This is a genomic window from Flavobacterium suaedae (assembly GCF_014642915.1).
Classification (GTDB): Bacteria; Bacteroidota; Bacteroidia; order Flavobacteriales; family Flavobacteriaceae; genus Flavobacterium; species Flavobacterium suaedae.
This window is the reverse complement of record NZ_BMJE01000004.1, coordinates 196,892-217,233: the sequence shown is the minus strand read 5'-3', so window position 1 is coordinate 217,233 and position 20,342 is coordinate 196,892. Positions and strand designations below refer to the sequence as shown.

The 20,342-nt window shown below is 36.5% G+C and carries 18 protein-coding genes; 11 read left to right on the top strand and 7 right to left on the bottom strand.

Features of this window, described 5'->3' with window-relative positions; translation table 11 throughout:
- Position 1 precedes the first annotated feature (1 nt).
- Both bamH and IEW45_RS09310 read right to left on the bottom strand, forming a co-directional pair.
- Complete coding sequence (gene bamH, locus IEW45_RS09315; RefSeq protein WP_188620976.1) at positions 2–1,588, bottom strand: BamH family beta-barrel-assembly machinery protein; 1,587 nt, start codon at positions 1,586–1,588, stop codon at positions 2–4.
- A 20-nt stretch (positions 1,589–1,608) separates the two neighbouring features.
- Positions 1,609–2,415 carry a glycogen/starch synthase gene (locus IEW45_RS09310; protein ID WP_188620975.1) on the bottom strand — a complete coding sequence of 269 codons (807 nt, stop codon included), beginning with the start codon at positions 2,413–2,415 and terminating at the stop codon, positions 1,609–1,611.
- A 110-nt stretch (positions 2,416–2,525) separates the two neighbouring features.
- Between IEW45_RS09310 and panC the strand changes: the two genes are divergently transcribed.
- From panC to IEW45_RS09270, 8 genes are all read left to right on the top strand, one after another.
- Positions 2,526–3,371 (top strand): pantoate--beta-alanine ligase, encoded by an 846-nt coding sequence (gene panC, locus IEW45_RS09305; protein ID WP_188620974.1) that lies wholly within the window; start codon positions 2,526–2,528, stop codon positions 3,369–3,371.
- Positions 3,372–3,384: 13 nt separating this feature from the next.
- The gene (gene panD, locus IEW45_RS09300) at positions 3,385–3,735 is read left to right on the top strand and encodes an aspartate 1-decarboxylase (RefSeq protein ID WP_188620973.1); all 351 of its coding nucleotides are present in this window, start codon (positions 3,385–3,387) and stop codon (positions 3,733–3,735) included.
- 13 nt (positions 3,736–3,748) lie between these two features.
- Positions 3,749–4,711, top strand: a complete 963-nt coding sequence (locus tag IEW45_RS09295) for a lysylphosphatidylglycerol synthase transmembrane domain-containing protein (protein WP_188620972.1) — start codon at positions 3,749–3,751, stop codon at positions 4,709–4,711.
- A 39-nt stretch (positions 4,712–4,750) separates the two neighbouring features.
- Positions 4,751–5,896 carry an alpha/beta hydrolase gene (locus IEW45_RS09290; RefSeq protein ID WP_188620971.1) on the top strand — a complete coding sequence of 382 codons (1,146 nt, stop codon included), beginning with the start codon at positions 4,751–4,753 and terminating at the stop codon, positions 5,894–5,896.
- A 4-nt stretch (positions 5,897–5,900) separates the two neighbouring features.
- Positions 5,901–7,262: a DNA repair protein RadA gene (gene radA, locus IEW45_RS09285; protein ID WP_188620970.1), complete on the top strand. Its 1,362-nt coding sequence runs from the start codon at positions 5,901–5,903 to the stop codon at positions 7,260–7,262.
- Between the two features lie 14 nt (positions 7,263–7,276).
- Positions 7,277–9,280: a biosynthetic peptidoglycan transglycosylase gene (locus tag IEW45_RS09280; RefSeq protein WP_188620969.1), complete on the top strand. Its 2,004-nt coding sequence runs from the start codon at positions 7,277–7,279 to the stop codon at positions 9,278–9,280.
- A 68-nt stretch (positions 9,281–9,348) separates the two neighbouring features.
- Positions 9,349–10,968: a DUF4139 domain-containing protein gene (locus IEW45_RS09275; RefSeq protein WP_188620968.1), complete on the top strand. Its 1,620-nt coding sequence runs from the start codon at positions 9,349–9,351 to the stop codon at positions 10,966–10,968.
- A 169-nt stretch (positions 10,969–11,137) separates the two neighbouring features.
- Positions 11,138–12,508 (top strand): PQQ-dependent sugar dehydrogenase, encoded by a 1,371-nt coding sequence (locus IEW45_RS09270; protein WP_188620967.1) that lies wholly within the window; start codon positions 11,138–11,140, stop codon positions 12,506–12,508.
- A gap of 75 nt (positions 12,509–12,583) precedes the next feature.
- Here IEW45_RS09270 and IEW45_RS09265 read toward each other — a convergent pair whose 3' ends face one another.
- Both IEW45_RS09265 and IEW45_RS09260 read right to left on the bottom strand, forming a co-directional pair.
- Entirely contained in the window at positions 12,584–13,546 is a 963-nt protein-coding gene (locus IEW45_RS09265) for an OmpA/MotB family protein (protein ID WP_188620966.1), read from the bottom strand.
- Positions 13,547–13,594: 48 nt separating this feature from the next.
- Positions 13,595–14,356: an exodeoxyribonuclease III gene (locus IEW45_RS09260; protein ID WP_188620965.1), complete on the bottom strand. Its 762-nt coding sequence runs from the start codon at positions 14,354–14,356 to the stop codon at positions 13,595–13,597.
- A gap of 191 nt (positions 14,357–14,547) precedes the next feature.
- Here IEW45_RS09260 and IEW45_RS09255 point away from each other — a divergent pair, with 191 nt between their 5' ends.
- On the top strand, positions 14,548–16,359 hold the full coding sequence (locus IEW45_RS09255; RefSeq protein ID WP_188620964.1) for a GNAT family N-acyltransferase: 1,812 nt from the start codon (positions 14,548–14,550) through the stop codon (positions 16,357–16,359).
- A 95-nt stretch (positions 16,360–16,454) separates the two neighbouring features.
- Here the strand turns inward: IEW45_RS09255 and IEW45_RS09250 are convergent, their stop codons facing one another.
- Both IEW45_RS09250 and IEW45_RS09245 read right to left on the bottom strand, forming a co-directional pair.
- A complete protein-coding gene (locus IEW45_RS09250; protein WP_188620963.1) occupies positions 16,455–16,664 on the bottom strand; it encodes a helix-turn-helix domain-containing protein in 210 nt (69 codons plus the stop codon).
- A gap of 2 nt (positions 16,665–16,666) precedes the next feature.
- Positions 16,667–17,167: a DUF2975 domain-containing protein gene (locus IEW45_RS09245; RefSeq protein WP_188620962.1), complete on the bottom strand. Its 501-nt coding sequence runs from the start codon at positions 17,165–17,167 to the stop codon at positions 16,667–16,669.
- 125 nt (positions 17,168–17,292) lie between these two features.
- Between IEW45_RS09245 and IEW45_RS09240 the strand changes: the two genes are divergently transcribed.
- On the top strand, positions 17,293–18,453 hold the full coding sequence (locus IEW45_RS09240; protein ID WP_188620961.1) for an aminotransferase class I/II-fold pyridoxal phosphate-dependent enzyme: 1,161 nt from the start codon (positions 17,293–17,295) through the stop codon (positions 18,451–18,453).
- On the opposite strand, the gene IEW45_RS09235 is transcribed toward IEW45_RS09240, so the two are convergent.
- On the bottom strand, positions 18,425–19,543 hold the full coding sequence (locus tag IEW45_RS09235) for an AI-2E family transporter (RefSeq protein WP_188620960.1): 1,119 nt from the start codon (positions 19,541–19,543) through the stop codon (positions 18,425–18,427). The two genes, IEW45_RS09240 and IEW45_RS09235, sit on opposite strands and share 29 nt — an antisense overlap.
- A 173-nt stretch (positions 19,544–19,716) precedes the next feature.
- On the opposite strand from IEW45_RS09235, the gene bioD reads away from it, so the two are divergent.
- Positions 19,717–20,340: a dethiobiotin synthase gene (gene bioD, locus IEW45_RS09230; protein WP_188620959.1), complete on the top strand. Its 624-nt coding sequence runs from the start codon at positions 19,717–19,719 to the stop codon at positions 20,338–20,340.
- Positions 20,341–20,342: the final 2 nt, after the last annotated feature.

Here is a 20,342-nt window from a genome sequence, read left to right as displayed (position 1 = left end):
ATTAATTTGGTTTAGTATAAAAAATTTCGAGTTTAAGGCGTTTATCTTCCGGCACACTGCTGTTACTTCCGTAAAGAACAGTTCCAAACGGATGTATAACTGAAGATACCGGCAGTTTTTTAACTTCGGTCTCGCTTGTAGTAAAAGGTGTTTTAAGTGTAGCGTTAGATACTACATTTATATTCTCTGTTACCACAAGGCCTAATTTTACATTGGTAGAGTCGTTATTGATAATATTATTAATATGGTTAGTTATTCTCAATTTATAGTAATCCCCCCTATCGGAATCATCATAGCTTAATAAACCTCCGTATATATACTTCCCGTATTTAGGGTTGAATGAATTTGAGGTTCCGTCTATCCTGTAATCATACAATATGGTTTCATTTGTAAGATCATAAAGATATACACGCATAGGCTCTTTTGCATTCGCCATAGCATCCTTATCTACATGGAAAACAAGATTCGCTTCATTAACCAGTATTCTTTCAGACTGTAGCTGGGCAATATCTTCATCGCTTAAAATATTGATTATCCCCATAGAGCCTACACCCCCTTTTATATATAAACGGTCATCTCCGTTTACTTCATCACTATTGGTTATAGCTTCTGAGTATGGTGTTGCAAATGTATTTTCAAAAAAGTTTACAGTATTACCAGAAAGGTTTAATGTAAGCTTTTTACTTTCTCTTTGTATCTCTCCGTCTTCTATAACAGCATCTCCGTTTATATCAAGTTTAATGTCATTATACCTGATTGTAATAGTACCTTCATCAAACCTTGGAACAGCTAAAACTGCCTCATCACCTATTTGCTCTACCTGAAAGTATATCCCTCTGAAATATTCTTTAAAAACATTGTTGTTAAGCAGATTCGCTCCACCGTCTAACACCTTTGTTTGAAAGAAATCATTATCAAGATACATAAAAATACCAGGAGAGAATTTTTCTGCTACAGTATTCTCAGTACCATAAGTACGCTTTACCTCTTCTGCGCTAACAGAAAATTCTTCGTTTTGTGAAACATCACTATTGTTATTTAAAACAAGCGTTCCTTTGTTATTCTCTATTAAATCTTTTTGGTCAGAATAATAACGCTGCGTAGCATCATCTTCCGAACCAGGGTTTGTACTTCTTAAATAATAATTATTCTCATATACACGAAGCCTGAAACGGGCATCGGTATTTCCGTAAACAGAATCTAAAGTATAAATATTATTACCCGATGTATCCGTTTCCTCATACCTACTAAAATAGGGCACATATAAATAAACAGAATCTATAACAGGGTCTGTAAGAGTAGGGTTTGCAGTAGAAAGCTCTACCTGCGTTACAAAACTCGCTATAGTTTTACCAAAAACAGGGTTATTGTATATACCAAGCGAATTTAAAGGTAAATTATTTGTTTGTACTGCTCCTGTAGGGGCATCATAAGCCGCAACATTAGCTTCATAGTGTAAAAAATCATGATGTATATCAGCATCAATAATATCGGCACCTACATCACTATAATCACTATCGCAACCAACAAACAGGGCAACACATACTAAAGCAAAGGTTAGTTTTTTCAGAAATAAACTATTAGTCATAAAATATTTTTAACGGTTTACTATAAAACCTCACTTTTATAGAAATTAGTATATGCCTCTGCAAATTTATCTTTAGCAACATACGGCAGGAATGGTTTTCCTGACTCTTCTACTGATTTTAATAAATCTGCTGAAAGGTTTTCTGAAGAAACAATAACTCCGTCAGAATGCGCAATAGCAGTTTTCATAATATTCTCGTAATTTGGCTCTGCAAGCAACTTAATATCCTCTTCGGCAATATCATCAAAAGCTACTTTTTTAAGCATATCCTCATTAAGCGCCCCGTCAAAAGACTGGTTGTATACCGAAGTTACTATTTTAGTATCAGCAAATAATGCCTCATTTTTATAGTAATGCTTCATGTAAACCGGCAGTAACGACGCCATCCATCCATGCACATGTATAATATCAGGAACCCAGTTAAGCTTCTTTACTGTCTCAACCACTCCTTTTGCAAAGAAAATCGCTCTTTCATCATTATCAGGAAACAATGTTCCTTCCTCATCAGAAAAAGTTGCCTTTCTTTTAAAATACTCGTCATTATCTATAAAATAAACCTGTATCCTTTCTTTCGGTATAGACGCTACTTTTATAATAAGCGGCATATCCATATCGTTTACTACCAAGTTCATCCCAGACAATCGGATTACTTCATGTAACTGGTGCCTCCTTTCATTAATATTACCGTAGCGCGGCATAAATATCCTGATTTGCCCGCCTTGATCATTAATCATTTTTGGCACTTCGTAAGACATCAAAGAAACTTCATTTTCTGCCAAATAAGGCACTACTTCAGATGATACATATAATATCCTCTTATCCTCCATCTTCAAAATTTTATTTTTTTAATTGGGTACAAAAAACACGCAAAATTAAACATTTTTACGCAGTTTATAACTAAATAATTAATTTTGCTGTGTTTTTTAATCCAAATTTAATGCTCATTTTCAATAATAAAGCCGATTTAAGAGCACACTTATCACCCTTAGCGCAACAGGGTAAAACCATTGGTTTTGTACCTACTATGGGGGCTTTACACAAAGGACATCTTTCTTTAATAGAAAGATCTGTACAAAATAATGCTGCCACAGTAGTAAGCATTTTTGTTAACCCAACACAGTTTAATAATCCCCATGATCTTGAAAAATACCCCCGTACACCGGAGGCTGATATAGAAAAAATAAAGACTGTAAGTGATGATATTATAGTATTCCTCCCCTCAGTAGAGGAAATGTATGAAGGCAATACAAAATCACAAACTTTCTCTTTTGACGGGCTGGAACACCAAATGGAAGGTGCGTATCGCCCAGGGCATTTTGACGGTGTAGGCACTATAGTAAAAAAGTTTTTTGAATATGTACACCCAACCAGAGCTTACTTTGGTGAAAAAGATTTCCAGCAGCTACAAATTGTAAAAAAACTGGTAAGTAAAAACAATATACCTGTAGAAATTATAGGCTGCCCTATAAGCCGTGAGGAAAACGGGCTGGCTATGAGTTCGCGAAACCAAAGGCTTACTGAAAATGAAAAAGAACAAGCAGCCTTTATTTATAAAAAACTACTGGAAGCCAAAGATAATTTTACATCGCAGAGTATTGAGGCTATAAAGCAGCAAATAACTACTGATTTTAACAATCAGGAAGGATTTGAACTGGAATATTTCGAAATTGCTGCCGAAGATGACCTAATACCTGCTAAAACTAAGGATAATAGAAAATACAGGGCATTTGTTGCCGTTATGTTAAGCAATGTGAGGCTTATAGATAATATTTCATTAAATTAATTACCTTTGCCCCATGCAAATTGAAGTTGTAAAATCCAAGATACACCGCGTAACGGTGACTGGAGCCGATTTAAACTACATAGGCAGTATAACCGTTGATGAAGCATTAATGGAGGCTGCCAATATTATTGAAGGTGAAAAAGTTTCTATCGTTAATATTAATAATGGTGAGCGTTTAGAAACTTATGTGATAAAGGGAAACAGAGGTAGCGGCGAAATAACTTTGAACGGACCTGCTGCCAGAAAAGTACAAAGAGGAGATATTATCATCATTATATCATACGGGTTAATGGAGTTTGAAGAAGCTAAAACATTCAAACCTTCTATAGTATTCCCTAATGAGAAAGACAACTCATTAACATAACAATAGGTTCGTCTTGAAGAAAAAAATAAGCAGAATATTAAGTATAACACTCCCGCTATTGCTGGGAGTGTTTTTAATTATATACTACTATAATAAGTTTACAGAAAAGCAGCTACAGGAAATATACGGCCATATAAAAAGCGCTGATTATACCTACATAGCTATTTCACTGTTTATTGCCATGACAGGGTATTTATCCAGAGCTTGGCGTTGGCGTTATACCCTAAGACATATAGGGTATGAGGCTCCTTTTATCACAAGCCTTTTTGCAATTGGCACAAGCTATCTGCTTAACCTTACCATACCGCGTTCAGGTGAAGTTTCCCGGGCTATTGTATTAAAAAAATACAGCGGAGTTCCTTTTGATAAAGGCTTTGGTACTATTATTTCCGAAAGAATAATAGACCTTATTTTAATGGTAATATGCGTTAGCGGAGCCATGATTTTACAGTTTGAAACGCTAAAGGACTATATTTCAGAAGAAATCCCGCTTAAATTATTACTTTTTTATGGTATTATAGCAGGCATACTGTTTATTTCGGCAGTACTTTTCTTTATATATTCTAAACTACCTATAGTACAAAAAATAAAAATAAAAGTATCAGGACTTATAGAGGGTACACTAAGCGTTTTTAAAATGCCTAACAAATGGCCTTTTATACTTCATTCAATATACATATGGGTTAGCTATGTCGCCATGTTTTATATAACCATATATGCTTTACCCGAAACTGCACAAATGAGTTTTGAGGCTGTTTCTACCGCTTTTGTGATAGGAAGTTTAGTTATAGCCTTTTCAAACGGAGGTTTCGGGACATACCCTTTTGCCATATCAGCAATTTTACAATTATATAACATACCCGAGGCAAGTGGCACAGCCTTTGGCTGGATCGTGTGGGCATCGCAAATTGCATTCATTTTTTTACTGGGTGGGCTCTCTTTTTTACTGCTCCCGCTTACTCATAAAAAAAAATAATTACTACCTTGCATTGCATTCCTAATATGTCCTAACACAATGAATTACAAAAGCTTGCTATTAACCCTATTAATGGCTGCTACAATGTATTCACAACCCAACATTGTAGATGTTCCATCAAAATTTTTCGGTACCCGAACTGTTACCGTGCAGACCCCTACATTCTATGATGAGAATGAAAAAAAGACATATCCTCTTATAATTTTACTGGACGGGGAATACCTTATGGATCCTTTTCGCGGAACAATGTCCTACACCTCTTTTTGGGATGATTTACCACAGGTAATCATTGTAGGGGTAGAACACGATGGTGCTGAAGGAAGACAGGACGATGTAATTACATATAAATCTACAGGGCTGCCACAAGGACAAGGCGACCAGTTCTACCAATTTATAGCCGATGAACTTATTCCGTTTATGGAAAAAGAATACAGGGTTGCACCGTTTAAGGTAGTAGCCGGACACAATGTAACTGCAGGATTTTTAAATTTCTTTTTATATAAAGAGAAACCAACATTTAATGCCTATATATCATTTAGCCCTGTAATGCCCGAGCAAATGGAAGTGCGCGTACCTCAGGTTTTAAATGATATAGATAAGAAAACTTACTATTACCTTGCTACAGCAGATAATGATGTGAAAAGCATAAAAAAGAAAGTTGATACTCTTAACGTAAATATAAAAGCGATTGAAAACCCGAATTTAAACTATAAATTTGAGGAGTTTAAAGGTGCAACACACTATTCGCTTGTAGCAATGGGCATACCTGATGCACTGTATTTTATATTTTCAGAATATCAGCCTATAACCTCAAAAGAGTATGAAGAGGAAATTGTTACGCTTCCATCAGGTTATGTAGAGTATTTAAAGAACAAATACAAAACCATACGTGAAGAACTTGGTATTAAAATACCAATAAGACTTAACGATTTTAAAGCTATAGAAGCTGCTATTATGAAAAATGCAGCCTATGATGAACTGGAAGAACTGGGTAAAATGGCTCGGGATGATTACCCGAAAATGATTATTGGCGAATATTACTTAGGACTTAGGCACGAAATGAAAGGTGAAACCCGGAAAGCAATACGTGCTTACCTTAAAGGATATAATTATGAGGATATTGGTGACTATACCAAAGACCTGATTATAGAAAAAGCAGAACAACTTAAAAAACTGACGGAATAAATTAATGGCAAAAGTAAAAACCTCTTTTTTCTGCCAAAACTGCGGAACACAGTACTCAAAGTGGCAGGGACAATGTAACTCATGTAAAGAATGGAACACTATTGTTGAAGAACTAATACAAAAAGAGGAAAAACCTGTTTGGAAAACCACTGCAACTACTGCTAAAAAAGCACCAAAACCTTTACGCATAACCGAAATAGATACCGCTACCGAACTCCGTATGAACACAGGAGATGGGGAGTTAAACCGTGTATTGGGTGGTGGTATAGTACCCGGCTCGTTAACACTGCTTGGTGGTGAACCTGGTATAGGTAAAAGTACATTACTACTGCAAATATCTTTAAAGCTGCCTTATCGTACACTATATGTATCAGGTGAGGAAAGCCAAAAGCAGATTAAAATGCGTGCGGAAAGAATTGTTCCCGCTGCCGATAACTGCTACATTCTTACCGAGACCAAAACACAAAACATTTTTCGACAGATAGAAGCACTTGAGCCTGAAATTGTAATTATCGACTCTATACAAACACTGCATACTGATTATATAGAATCATCTGCAGGGAGTATATCGCAAATACGTGAAACCACCACCGAACTGATAAAGTTTGCCAAAGAAAGTAACACCCCTGTGATATTAATAGGGCATATTACTAAAGACGGTAACATTGCAGGACCAAAAATACTGGAACACATGGTTGATACCGTGCTTCAGTTTGAAGGTGACCGTAACCACGTATACCGCATATTACGCTCATTAAAAAACCGCTTTGGTTCAACGGCAGAGTTAGGTATTTATGAAATGTTGGGCAACGGGCTGCGTGAAGTAGCTAACCCATCGGAAATATTAATATCGCATAAAGAAGAAGAACTTAGCGGTACAGCAATAGCCACCACGCTGGAAGGTATGCGACCGTTAATGATAGAAATACAGGCACTGGTAAGTTCGGCAGTATATGGCACACCACAACGTAGCACTACGGGGTATAATGCCAAACGCCTTAACATGATACTTGCCGTATTAGAAAAACGTGCAGGTTTCCGCCTTGGCGCAAAGGACGTTTTCCTGAACATAACCGGCGGTATAAATGTAGATGACCCCGCTATAGACCTTGCTGTAGTAGCAGCCATACTATCATCAAACGAAGATATACCGCTAAATAAAAGTTATTGTTTTGCAGGAGAAATTGGGCTTACAGGCGAAGTGCGCCCCGTTAACCGTGTAGAGCAACGTATACTGGAGGCGGAAAAACTTGGATTCTCTGCCATATTTGTATCCAAATACAACAAAATATCATTAAAGAACACAGCTATAGAAATTAAGCAAGTTGCTAAAATTGAAGATGTAGCAGGGTATTTATTTGGTTAATTAAAACCTTAAAAATGCAGAAGAGAAAAATAAAAAAGATACTTGTAACAACCCTGTCAGTACTTGTTTTACTGATAGTACTGGGCTTTGCAGGCTTTTTTATTTTCCGTAATACAGTACTGGAAAAAGCCATCAGTAAAGCATCTCATAAATTTGAGCAGCAATATAATAGCGAGTTTAAAGTAGAGCAAGCACAGTTTAAAGGCTTTTCGGGTATCGAGTTAAAAGATATTACCCTTGTTCCGCAAAATGGCGATACCCTTTTAAATATTAAAACCCTTAATACTTCTGTTAACGTTTCTCAGGCACTTTTTGGCAATATACAATTGGGGAAACTGTATATGCAGGACGGCTACGTTAATTTAGTACGTAATAAAAACGGTAAGAATTTCGATGCTTTTATTCACGCTGCCAAAGACAAAAAGAAAGAAAAAACAGAAAGCAACAAAAACAGCTATGCTGAAAGAGCGCACAGACTGATAAAAACAGCTTTAAACCTTATTCCTACCGATATTTCTCTGCAAAACCTTTCATTACGGTTAAACGATATGGAGCGTAAGGTTACTATCAATTTGGAAGAACTTCATCTTTCAGACAAACAGCTTACCTCATCCTTTTTAGTAAAAGAAGATGAAAAACAGCAAAACTGGAAGGTTAAAGGTATGGCTGACCCAAGGCATGAAGCTGCTGACCTTGATTTTTATAATAATGACAGTACTCATATAGAAATACCATACCTAAAAAAACGCTTAAACCTTACTACCGCTTTTAAAAAACTACACCTCAATTTACAGGAGGTAGATATGAAGGGCGACGAACTTCATGTAAAAGGGTATGCTTCTATAAATGATTTACTGATTAACCACCCGAAAATTGCCAAAAAAGATGTGGTGCTGGACAGTGCAAGATTTGAATATAACTTTATAGCAGGGGAGCATTTTATTACGTTAGACAGCACCTCTGTAGCGCAGTTTAATAAAGTTACCTTTACCCCATTTGCAAAATTCAGTACGGAGCAGGATACTATTTATCAGCTAAAAGCGCACATACCCGAAATGCAGGCGCAGGATTTTATTACCTCGTTACCTAAAGGGCTTTTCTCGCATTTTGAAGGCATGCAGGCAGAGGGTAGCTTTAATTACTCATTAGATTTTGCTTACAACAAAAACAAGCCAAACGATTTGGTTTTTGAAAGCACTTTAAATAAAAAAGGGTTGAAAATAACCAAATATGGTGCGGCAGACCTGAACAAACTCAACGGAACATTTACATACAGAGCTATAGAAAACGGCATACGCCAACGCCCCATAATTGTTGGGGAAGAAAACCCTAACTTCACCCCGTTGGAACAAATATCACCTTATGTTCAAAAAGCAGTATTAACCAGCGAAGACCCTTCCTTTTTTCAGCATAATGGTTTTATAGCTGAAGCATTTCGTCAGTCAATTATTAAAAACATTAAAACTAAAAAGTTTGCACGCGGGGCAAGTACCATAAGCATGCAACTGGTAAAAAATGTTTTCCTGACACGTGAAAAAACGCTTTCCCGAAAACTGGAAGAAATACTATTAGTTTACATACTGGAAAACAACCGTATTGTAAGTAAATCGCGAATGTTGGAAGTATATTTTAATGTTATAGAATGGGGGCCTGATGTATACGGTATTGGCGAAGCTGCACAATACTATTTCCAAAAACCACCTGTAGCACTTTCTTTAGATGAATCATTATTTTTAGCCAGTATAGTACCACGCCCTAAAAAATTTATGTGGCAGTTTGACAAGTTCGGTAACATGAAACCCCATGCGCATCAGCATAATGACTTTATTATGGATTTAATGCTTCGCAGGGAATTAATTACCGCGCAAGACACTATTGGTCAGGATGGGAAGGCAGAGCTTTCCGGCACTGCCAGAACAAGGCTAAACATTACCCAAACGGATACCATACCCCAAAAACAAAGGGACAGTTTAGAAATAGATCGCACTATTTACGACCTGTATAATAAAGCGTACTAAAAAAAATTTACCGCCCTTCCCAACCTTTTTATAAAAAGCATACTCCTTATATATAAAACCATATTATTATGAAAAAGTTACTTTTTTTATACCTGCTATGCAGCAGCGTTGCCTTTGCCCAAAAACCGGTATTTACATCGGCAAAGGTAAAATCAGCCACAGTATATTTTAATGCTGCCGAAATTACACAAACAACATCTGCCAGTATTCCCGCAGGAACATCGGAGATTGTAATTAAAAACGTTGCCGATTACCTCAACGAAAATACAGTACGCATAGGCGCACCCGAAAGCCTTTCGGTACTGTCTGTTCAGTTTACAAGAGATTATATTTCGGAATACGAACCGAATGACAGCTCTCCTGAACTTAAAAAAGTAAGGGACAGTATTACAATAGTAGAAAAAGCCATTAAAACCGTAACCATTAGTAAATATACCGAACAAAAAGCTATTGAATTGCTAGACCGCAACCAACAGGTAGCAGGACAACAGTCAGGGCTTAATGTTGCCGAGTTAATGAAGTTAACAGACTATTACAGGGCAAAGCGAAAGGAAATTGCCTTAAACGAAGAAAAGTTAAACCAACAACTTAATGACTTAAATGATAAGTTAAGTAACCTGAAAAGCAGGCTGCAAACTAACATTAATAAAGAAGAAAAAACATCGAGAGGTAAATTGATACTACAGGTAATGAACGACGTTGCCGGAAAAATACCTTTAGAAATAAACTACTTAACCCAAGGGGCATCATGGGCTCCTTTTTACGACCTGCGTGCTGACAGTACCAGCGAACCTATTAATATGCTGTATAAAGCACAGGTTGTACAAAGCACAGGTATCGACTGGAAAAACGTAAACTTAACCTTGTCTAGCGGTGTACCAAACCAAAACAACGAAGCTCCTCTATTACAAGCATGGTTCCTGCGTTATGGTAATATCCTGCAAAGAGGGTATTATAATAATAGTAATGCAGTAATTAATAATAATTTACAGAGAAAAGATAAGGCAGATGCTACTCAATTAGCAGAGGTAGTTGTTGAAAGCTCTTCTATTACTAATTACACTTCTATTACCGAAAACCAATTAAACATATCTTTTGAGATTGATGTACCGTATGATATTTTAAGTAATGGTAAAAAGCACAGTGTAACACTTAAGGAAATAGAGTTACCTGCCAGCTACAAACATTATGCAGTACCTAAACTGGAAAAAGAAGCCTTTTTACTGGCAGAGCTAAAAGACTATTCCAAATACAACTTACTTAAAGGGGAAGCCAATATTATTTTTGAGAATATGTATATCGGTAAAACCTTTATAGACCCTAACCAAACATCGGACACACTTCGTTTAAGCATGGGCAGGGATAAAAAAATATCTATTAAGCGAGAAAAAATAACCGATAAATCGGGTACTAAATTCCTTTCCTCCTACCGAGAACAAACCTTTACGTATGAAACTACTATACGCAACAACAAAAAAGATGAAGTAGATTTAATGCTTAAAGACCAATACCCATTAAGCACTGATGAAGATATTGAAGTGGAACTACTAAAAGATGGCGGGGCGCAGGTAAACAAAGAAACAGGAATACTAACCTGGGAACTTAAACTAAAACCGGGAGAAACCAAAAAAATACGTATCAGTTATAAAGTACGATACCCTAAAAACAAAGTGTTAGCTAATTTATAACCTTCAACTAACCTACATAACCCTTTGTATGCCCCTGCATTAGCAGGGGCTTTTTTATTTAGAATATCATAACTGTTTTAAACAGACAGCGCTGCTAATATTATGTTAAGCATCTGTTTTATATATAATTATCATTAAATTAGCATAATAATATACAAATCAATCAGCTATGAAAAAAAGATTACTTTCAGTTTTTACACTTCTTTTTAGTTTCGTCTGTTTTGGGCAAACTATAGATTTAGAACTTTTCGCCGATGGCTTTACCGCCCCTACCGAAATAGCTCACGCAGGTGATGACCGTTTATTTGTAGTAGAACAAGGCGGACTTATTAAAGTTTTAAACAGCGATGGTACAACCAATGCTACTCCTTTTCTTGATATAAGTAATAAAGTATCAACAGGAGGAGAAAGAGGACTACTTGGGCTTGCCTTTCACCCTGATTACAGCACTAACGGTGCTTTTTATGTAAACTATACCAACACATCCGGTAATACCGTAATAGCACAATATACTGTGAGCGGAGAGGATGAAAATGTAGCAGACAGTAACAGCGAATTAATATTAATGACAGTTGACCAGCCTTTTGGCAACCATAATGGTGGTTGTATTCGTTTTGGTCCTGATGGCTATTTATACATCTCTATGGGCGATGGCGGTAGTGCCGGCGACCCGAATGGTAACGGACAAAACATTAACACCCTGCTTGGTGCAATGCTGCGTATAGATGTTAACGTTGGTGCGCTTTACGGAATACCTGCTGATAACCCATTTGCAGGAACGGATGGTGCGGATGAAATTTGGGCTTACGGACTACGTAATGCATGGAAATTCTCGTTCGACAGCAGTAATGGTGATTTATGGATTGCCGATGTGGGACAAAATGAGATAGAAGAAATTAATAAAATGCCCGGTAACGCCGCAGGTATTAACTACGGCTGGAGATGTTTTGAGGGTACTCAGGAGTATAACTCTGATGGTTGCTCGCTTGTAGATATGTATACGCCACCTGTAGCAGAATATACCCATAGTGCCACTAACGGATGCTCTATAACCGGCGGTTATGTATACAGAGGTTCTACTTACCCGGGGTTACAAGGTATGTACCTGTTTACTGATTTTTGCCATAACAAAATAGGAATGGTAGATAGTGAATATAACATTACTTATACAGATGCTTTTAGTGGTAACTTTACCACTTTTGGGCAGGATATAAACGGCGAGCTGTATGTAGCAGGAGGTAATTCGGGAGAAATATTCAGTATTGTTGATACAGAGCTAAGTACTACTACCGTAAACACTACTGCATTTAAAGTTTACCCAAACCCTGCTAATAATATTATAACTATACAGTCAGGCAACGCTGCAAATGCAACCCATGCCGAAATTTATGATATGGGCGGTAAACTTTTAATAAGTCAAAACCTTACAGACAGCCAAAGTAATACGTTAAATATTGCTGCACTACCATCAGGTTTATACATACTAAATATTACAGGAAGTAACGGTTACAACAGCAACCACAAACTTTCAGTTGAATAATAAAAACAGAAGCATAGAAAAAGCCCGCTATATAGCGGGCTTTTTTATTTATATAATCAGAGTTACTACTCTGTATTATTCAATATCATTAAGCATTTTAGAAATCTCATCCAGTTTTGGTGTAAGTATAATTTCTATCCTTCTGTTTTTAGACTTTCCTTCTGCCGTTTCATTAGTCGCTACCGGAGAATACTCACCACGTCCTGCTGCGGTAAGGTTTTCAGGGTCTACGCCTTTATTTTTAGTAATAATATTTACTATAGCAGTAGCACGTTTAGTAGATAAATCCCAGTTATCTGATATTTGTCCGTTACCGTTATAAGGCACATTATCCGTATGCCCTTCAATAAGCACGCTAATATCAGGGTTTTCAGCAAGTACTTTCGCTACTTCATCAACAGCTCTGCGCCCTTCGGCACCTACAGTCCAACTACCGGAACTGAAAAGCAGCTTGTTTTCCATACTTACATATACTTTACCATTTTTATGCTCTACGGTAAGCCCTTTACCTTCAAAGCTGTTTAATGCTGCAGAAAGGGTTTCTTTTAGTCGTCTCATGCTGGCTTCCTGGTTAGCAATCATGCTTTCAAGTTCGTCTACACGCTGCGAGCGATCTTGTAAATCTTCTTTCAGCTTGTTTAGCCTTTCCTGCTCTGCTGCCAGTGCTTTTTCTTTAGCTTCAAGCTGGGCTAATAACTCACGATTTTTTTTCATGTTGTTATCCAGCGCCTGGCTACTGTTTTTTTCTAAAGCATCGTAAGAGTCTTTAAGTGTTTTAAGGCTCGATTGCGAAGCTGCATAATCAGCAGCCAGTTTATCGCGCTCTTCTTTTAGCTTATCCAGTCTCGACTGTAAATCTTTACCTTCAAGGTCTAACTGGTTTCTCTGTTGCGAAAGCGATTCGTTTTGGTCTGCCAGTTCACGGTTTTCTTTCTTTAAATCCGCATATTTATCTTCAAGGTCTTTATATACTTTAGACGATACACATGAGGTAGCAAGGGACAGGATTAACAATCCTGAAAAAACTCTTTTAATCATCGTTTACTTTATTGGTTTTTATTTGTGTTTACTTATTCAAAAAATATTTTATTCAAACTCCAGTACTATAGGGCAATGGTCGCTATGTTTTGCCTCGGGTAATATTACCGCTCGGGTAAGCCTGTCTTTCATGGCATCGCTTACCATAGCATAATCTATACGCCACCCTTTGTTATTATTGCGGGCATTGGCACGATAGCTCCACCAACTGTAATTGTGCGGTTCTTTATTAAAATGACGGAACGTATCTATAAATCCGTTATCTATAAACTTACCCAGCCATTCGCGCTCTTGCGGTAAAAAGCCGGATACTTTAGCATTACGGATAGGGTCGTGAATATCTATCGCTTCATGACATATATTATAGTCCCCGCAAATTATCAGGTTAGGTATTTCTTTCTTCAGTTCACTTATATAATCGTAAAAATCGTCCATATATTGGAACTTATGCTCTAATCTTGCAATATTTGTCCCTGATGGCAAGTAAAGACTCATTACAGAGAAGTCCTCAAAATCCAATCTGATGTTACGCCCTTCGGCATCCATATAATCAATTCCTGTGCCGTATACTACGTTTTTAGGCTCATGTTTAGAGAAAATAGCTACCCCGCTATATCCTTTTTTTTGCGCTGAAAACCAGTAATGATAAGGGTAGCCTGCTGCTTCAATTTCATCAATAGCTACCTGTTCTTTCATTGCTTTGGTTTCCTGCAAACAAATTATATCAGGGTTTGCCTGGGTTAACCATTCTATAAAACCTTTATTAAATGCTGCTCGAATTCCGTTTACGTTGTAAGATATAATCCTCATAATATAATTTAACCACCCAAAAGTAGCCAAAAAAGTAAATATATTAAATTGTGATTGCCATATTTAAATATAAACGGCTAAAAACCAAAAATATACTATTAGTAATTGCCCTTAGCGTTAAAAAATGTATTCCTTTTTAACGTTTCATCAGAATTACTATCTTTGTTTCTTGCCGAATCAATCCAATGTAGATGAGTTTAGTTACCGCTAAAGAAGTTGCAAAAGCAATAAAGACTGATAAGTATGGTTTTTTAGGAACTTTTTCAGGCTGGTTACTGATGAAAGTTTTGAAAATATCTACAATGAATAAAATATACGATAAACACAAGCACTTATCGGATATTGAATTCCTTAATGCCCTGCTGGACGAGTTCCAGATAAAATTTGAAATTCCCGAAGAAGATTTTAAACGCCTTCCTAAGGAGGGTGCCTATATAACAGTTTCTAATCACCCGCTTGGTGGTATAGATGGTGTATTGCTTTTAAAGCTGATGCTGGAAAGAAGACCTGACTTTAAAATTATAGCCAACTTCTTACTGCACAGAATAGAACCAATGAAACCATTTATAATGCCCGTAAATCCTTTTGAAACACATAAGGATGCTAAATCCAGCCTTTTGGGTATAAAAGATGCTTTACGCCACCTTAGCGAAGATAAGCCTTTAGGCATATTCCCGGCGGGAGAAGTATCTACCTACAGAGATGGTAAATTGGTAGTAGACAGACCTTGGGAAGAAGGTGCTATAAAACTGATAAAAAAAGCTAATGTTCCTGTAGTACCTATTTACTTCCATGCTAAAAACAGCAGGCTTTTTTACTTGCTTTCCCGAATGAATGATACATTGCGTACGGCAAAATTACCATCGGAACTGCTTACACAAAAAGACCGTGTAATAAAGGTACGTATTGGTAAACCTATATCGGTTGCCGAGCAAAACGAACATGAAAGTATAGAAAGCTACTCTGAATTTTTACGCAGAAAAACGTATATGCTTTCTAACCCTTTTAAGAAAGGCACAAAACTACTTGACACAAGCAACTTCAACATAAAAAGAAGTCCCAGAAACCCAAAACAAATAGCTAAATCTGCTAACCAGGAAGAGATTTTACGTGAGGTAGACAGCCTGCGCGAAGGAGATTACCGCTTATTGCAAAGTAAAAACTATGAAGTGTTTTTTGCTTCGGCAGATAAAATTCCTAATGTTTTACATGAAATAGGCAGGTTGCGCGAAATAACATTCCGTGCTGTAGGTGAGGGCACTAATGAGTCGCTTGACCTTGATGATTACGACAAGTATTACCACCATATGTTCTTGTGGGATGACGATGCAAAATGTATTGCAGGCGCATACCGCATGGGGCTGGGAAAAGATATTTACAAAAAATATGGTATAGACGGTTTTTATCTGCATGACCTGTTCAGGTTTGAGCCGGAACTTTATGATATGATGTCTAAATCCATAGAAATGGGCCGGGCTTTTATTATAAACGAATACCAACAAAAACCTATGCCGCTTTTCCTTTTATGGAAGGGTATAGTACATACCACACTGCGCTACCCTGAACACAAATTTCTTATTGGCGGGGTAAGTATAAGTAATAAGTTTTCTGACTTCTCTAAATCGTTGATGATTGAGTTTATGAAGTCACATTACTACGACCCTTATATTGCACAATACGTACACCCGAAAAAAGAGTATAAAGTAAAACTTAAGGATGATGATAAGGATTTTGTTTTTAATGAAACGGAATCTGACCTTAATAAGTTTGACAAAATAATTGAGGAAGTAGAACCGGGCAGTATGCGCCTGCCGGTACTTATTAAAAAGTACATTAAGCAAAATGCTCGTGTTATTGCCTTTAATGTAGACCCTTTATTTAATAATTCTGTTGACGGACTAATGTACATACGCATTGCTGACTTACCGGAAAGCACCGTTAAACCTGTTATGGAAGAAATTCAGGCGGAACTGGAACGCAAAGCCGAAAAAGGAGAGCATTAATTTATACATCACGTCATTACGAGGAAGAATGACGAAGTAATCTAGTTTATAAAGATTGCCTCGCTCCGCTCGCAATGACGTGATGAAATAAATTACTATCCCTCATTAATATACTCCATTATATCCCCGGGCTGGCATTCCAGCACTTCGCATATAGCTTCTAATGTAGAGAACCTTATGGCTTTTGCTTTTCCCGTTTTCAGTATCGATAAATTTGCTGTGGTAATGCCTATTTTATCTGCCAGTTCATTACTGCGCATTTTACGCTTGGCAAGCATTACATCAAGATTAATAACTATAGCCATAATTATACAGTTAAGTCACTATCTTCTTTGTGTTTTTTTGCCATAGCAAAAACATCACTAAGCACTATAAAAAACAAACCTAAACCAGCCGTTATAAGCGTATCATTCAATCCTATATTAACTTCTAACTCAATAGGGCTTTCTGTAAGCCTTAAAAGGATGGCTGGTATAATCATTATTACAACCCCTATAAGTATTGCCTTACCTGTCTGGTCGAGGTTTTTTATAACACGGTTATCAAAAAATATTCTCTTTCTGAATAATTCCAATGTTTTCCTGAAAAGATAAAGTGCATATACAAAAAAGAGGTAACCTACATATATAAAAAATAAAAAGCCTATAAAATCTATACCTGAGGGACTACGCCCTTCACTAAATGTTATGGGAACCTGTTCGGGTATAATTATCAACATTAAAATTAAAGGCAGTCCAAAAATTACTGCTATCATTGCAAAAACAAATAATATATCAACAATTGTTTTTAAAGTAGAAAGTCGTCGCATAATATTTTAGTTTTATGTTTTACTGATACAAAGGTAATAAAATTATTGAAAAACAATAATTAATAAATGAAAATCAATATTAAAAAATTATAGACTGAGATATAAAACTTGCTTATTTTTGAAATATGCAGCAATTACCAAAATCACTTTTACAGAAACTGGAAGAACGCAATAGTTCAGGAATGCTGAGGAAATTAACCACTCCTGAAGGCTCTTCAAGAAATACTGCCGACTTTGCCTCTAATGATTACTTAGGGTTATCGCAAAACAAAGCAATTTTTAATGCTGCACACCAATACCTTATTAAAAATAATACTATTGCAAACGGAGCTACAGGTTCACGGCTTATAAGTGGTAACTCCCCACTACATGAAGAAACAGAAAAGTTTATAGCTGATTTCCATAATAGCGAAAGTGCTATTATCTATAATTCAGGATATGACGCTAATATTGGTTTCTTTTCGTGCGTGCCGCAAAAAGGCGATATAGTATTATATGATGAGTTTATACACGCTTCCATTCGCGACGGTTTAAGACTATCCCTTGCCAACTCGTATAAATTTACTCACAACAGTATAGATAATCTTGAGAGTTTACTACAACTGCATACTGAAAAAGCAGCTACGGTTTATGTAGTAACCGAATCAGTTTTTTCTATGGATGGCGACAGTCCTGACTTACTTGCTTTAGTAAGTTTAGCTGAAAACTACAATTGTAAACTTATAGTAGATGAAGCACATGCCATTGGTGTTTTCGGCACTAAAGGGGAAGGATTATTACAGCAATTAGGATTAGACAATAAGGTATTTGCCCGCATAGTTACTTTTGGCAAAGCACTGGGTTGCCATGGTGCGGCTGTTTTAGGGAACTCAGCATTAAAGGAATACCTCATCAATTTTTCGAGGAGTTTTATTTATACTACAGCACTACCACCACACGCACTGGCTACTATACAATTTGCTTATAAAGAAATAGCAAAAAATACTACCGCCCGAAAAACACTACACAAAAACATAAGCTACTTTACTGAAACATTACAGCAAGAAGGTGTTGATTGTATAGAAAGTAATTCAGCCATTCACTGTGTCGTAATTCCGGGAAATGAAAAGGTAAAAAGCATTGCGAAATACTTACAGCAAAATGGTTATAATGTGAAAGCCATACTTAGTCCTACTGTACCGTCAGGACAGGAAAGATTACGTTTTTGCCTGCATAGCTATAACACTAAAAATGAAATTGTAAATGCTTTAACAGCACTTAAGGCTGCCCGTTCCCATTATGCTTAGGTTGCCTTCGCCCTCGTTGTTTTCTTTTAAACCAGTTACTATCTTCCTCTCCAAATAAATATGCATAAGGCTCAGTATAAGGGCTCATTTCAAACAGCCTTTTTAATATAGCTATAGTAGGTATTATTAATATCATACCTATTACACCCCATATAGCACCACCTAGTAACAGACCTATAAAGGTAACCAAAGCATTAAGGTTTACATTACTACCTGTTATTTTAGGTGTTAAAAAAGTGCTTTCCAGTAATTGTATAAAAGTAAACGATATTGCTACAGCTATAGGGTAAAAAAGTGTATCCTTAGTTATAAGAGCGAATATAAAAGGGAACATTCCGCCTAATATAGGTCCTAAATACGGTATAATATTAAGTACCCCTGCCAACACCCCGAAAAATATTGCATGCTCTATTCCTAAAGCAAAAAGTACTGCTGTATTAACAACGGCTAATATCAGCATTACCTGCCCCGCCCCTATAATGTAGGCATGCACTATACGGCGTATAGAAGTTAACTTACCCAGTATATCTCCGTTTCTGTGTTTACGGAATATTTTACTAATAAATACTGCCAGGTGATCTCTGTATATTAACAAGAAGAATATAAAAACAGGAAGTAATATAATATCAGAAAGCATATTAACTAAAGAAAATATTAGTTGCATTGGCGATGCTTCTTCCGGCTGTACAATTTCTACTGCTTTTTTAAATTCAAAGCCATTATACATACCCATATCTATACCTAAGTTTTCATATACCCACTGGTTAGCATTAACTGCATAACCATTTATTTTTTCAGAAAGGTTACCTCCCAAATCTTCTACAAACCCTCTTACCTGAAAATAAACAAACACTAAAATTGCAGAGATTAATACCACAAACACCGAAAGACTTATAAAGGCACTTACAACTCGGGGAATTTTACGTTTTTCCAAACGGTTACATACAGAAGTAAGTAACATAGATATATACCCCGAAATAAAAAGCGGAACCAGTATAGTTTTGCCAACTATCATAAAAAAAACAATGATAATTATCAAAATGGCTATAAAAACAGCTTTTATATAAGCCGGAATCTTTAATTCGGTCATAAGTAAACAAGTGTTAAAACTGGTGATTTATTTCAAAAATACAGATAAATCCCTGTGCCTTATGGTAATATTTTATTAAAGTTTTTCTGTAAAAACACTAAAAATCAACTTACAGACACGTAAAGGCATTTTTGGCTAAATGATTAATACCTTTGTATTAAATTTTTTCAAGAATGAAACTATTTATTACCGGAATAGGAACGGAAGTAGGAAAAACAATAACATCGGCTATAGTAACTGAGGCTATGGAAGCCGATTACTGGAAACCTGTACAGGCGGGTGATTTAGATGATTCCGATACGCATAAAATCAAAAAATATATCTCTAATACCAAAACTAAGTTTCATAATAACAGTTATGCATTAAACACCCCTGCAAGTCCGCACCTTGCAGCAGCATTAGATGATATAACTATCGACATTAAAAAAATTAAAGCACCAAAAACTAAAAACCATTTGGTTATAGAAGGTGCCGGCGGTTTACTTGTTCCGTTAAATGATAATGATACTATTGCTGATTTAATGCAGCCGGACTATAAAGTAATTGTAGTATCGCGCCACTATTTGGGTAGTATAAACCACACCCTGTTGACTATAGAGGCTTTACAACAACGCAATATTGACATTGCAGGAATTATATTTAACGGTGACGAAAACAAAGCAACAGAAGAAATAATTTTAAATAAAACAGGAATCAACTGCATAGGCAGAATAGAAAACGAACCCTTTTTTGATAAAACAGTTGTTCGTGAGTATGCTGAGACTTTTAAACCTGAACTGGAAAAACTGAATAAATAAGC

Excerpts from the sequence above, each read along its gene's own strand:
- bamH (WP_188620976.1), bottom strand. The coding sequence starts at position 1,588 with ATGACTAATAGTTTATTTCTGAAAAAACTAACCTTTGCTTTAGTATGT.
- IEW45_RS09310 (WP_188620975.1), bottom strand. The coding sequence starts at position 2,415 with ATGGAGGATAAGAGGATATTATATGTATCATCTGAAGTAGTGCCTTAT.
- panC (WP_188620974.1), top strand. The coding sequence starts at position 2,526 with ATGCTCATTTTCAATAATAAAGCCGATTTAAGAGCACACTTATCACCC.
- panD (WP_188620973.1), top strand. The coding sequence starts at position 3,385 with ATGCAAATTGAAGTTGTAAAATCCAAGATACACCGCGTAACGGTGACT.
- IEW45_RS09290 (WP_188620971.1), top strand. The coding sequence starts at position 4,751 with ATGAATTACAAAAGCTTGCTATTAACCCTATTAATGGCTGCTACAATG.
- radA (WP_188620970.1), top strand. The coding sequence starts at position 5,901 with ATGGCAAAAGTAAAAACCTCTTTTTTCTGCCAAAACTGCGGAACACAG.
- IEW45_RS09280 (WP_188620969.1), top strand. The coding sequence starts at position 7,277 with ATGCAGAAGAGAAAAATAAAAAAGATACTTGTAACAACCCTGTCAGTA.
- IEW45_RS09275 (WP_188620968.1), top strand. The coding sequence starts at position 9,349 with ATGAAAAAGTTACTTTTTTTATACCTGCTATGCAGCAGCGTTGCCTTT.
- IEW45_RS09270 (WP_188620967.1), top strand. The coding sequence starts at position 11,138 with ATGAAAAAAAGATTACTTTCAGTTTTTACACTTCTTTTTAGTTTCGTC.
- IEW45_RS09265 (WP_188620966.1), bottom strand. The coding sequence starts at position 13,546 with ATGATTAAAAGAGTTTTTTCAGGATTGTTAATCCTGTCCCTTGCTACC.
- IEW45_RS09260 (WP_188620965.1), bottom strand. The coding sequence starts at position 14,356 with ATGAGGATTATATCTTACAACGTAAACGGAATTCGAGCAGCATTTAAT.
- IEW45_RS09255 (WP_188620964.1), top strand. The coding sequence starts at position 14,548 with ATGAGTTTAGTTACCGCTAAAGAAGTTGCAAAAGCAATAAAGACTGAT.
- IEW45_RS09250 (WP_188620963.1), bottom strand. The coding sequence starts at position 16,664 with ATGGCTATAGTTATTAATCTTGATGTAATGCTTGCCAAGCGTAAAATG.
- IEW45_RS09245 (WP_188620962.1), bottom strand. The coding sequence starts at position 17,167 with ATGCGACGACTTTCTACTTTAAAAACAATTGTTGATATATTATTTGTT.
- IEW45_RS09240 (WP_188620961.1), top strand. The coding sequence starts at position 17,293 with ATGCAGCAATTACCAAAATCACTTTTACAGAAACTGGAAGAACGCAAT.
- IEW45_RS09235 (WP_188620960.1), bottom strand. The coding sequence starts at position 19,543 with ATGACCGAATTAAAGATTCCGGCTTATATAAAAGCTGTTTTTATAGCC.
- bioD (WP_188620959.1), top strand. The coding sequence starts at position 19,717 with ATGAAACTATTTATTACCGGAATAGGAACGGAAGTAGGAAAAACAATA.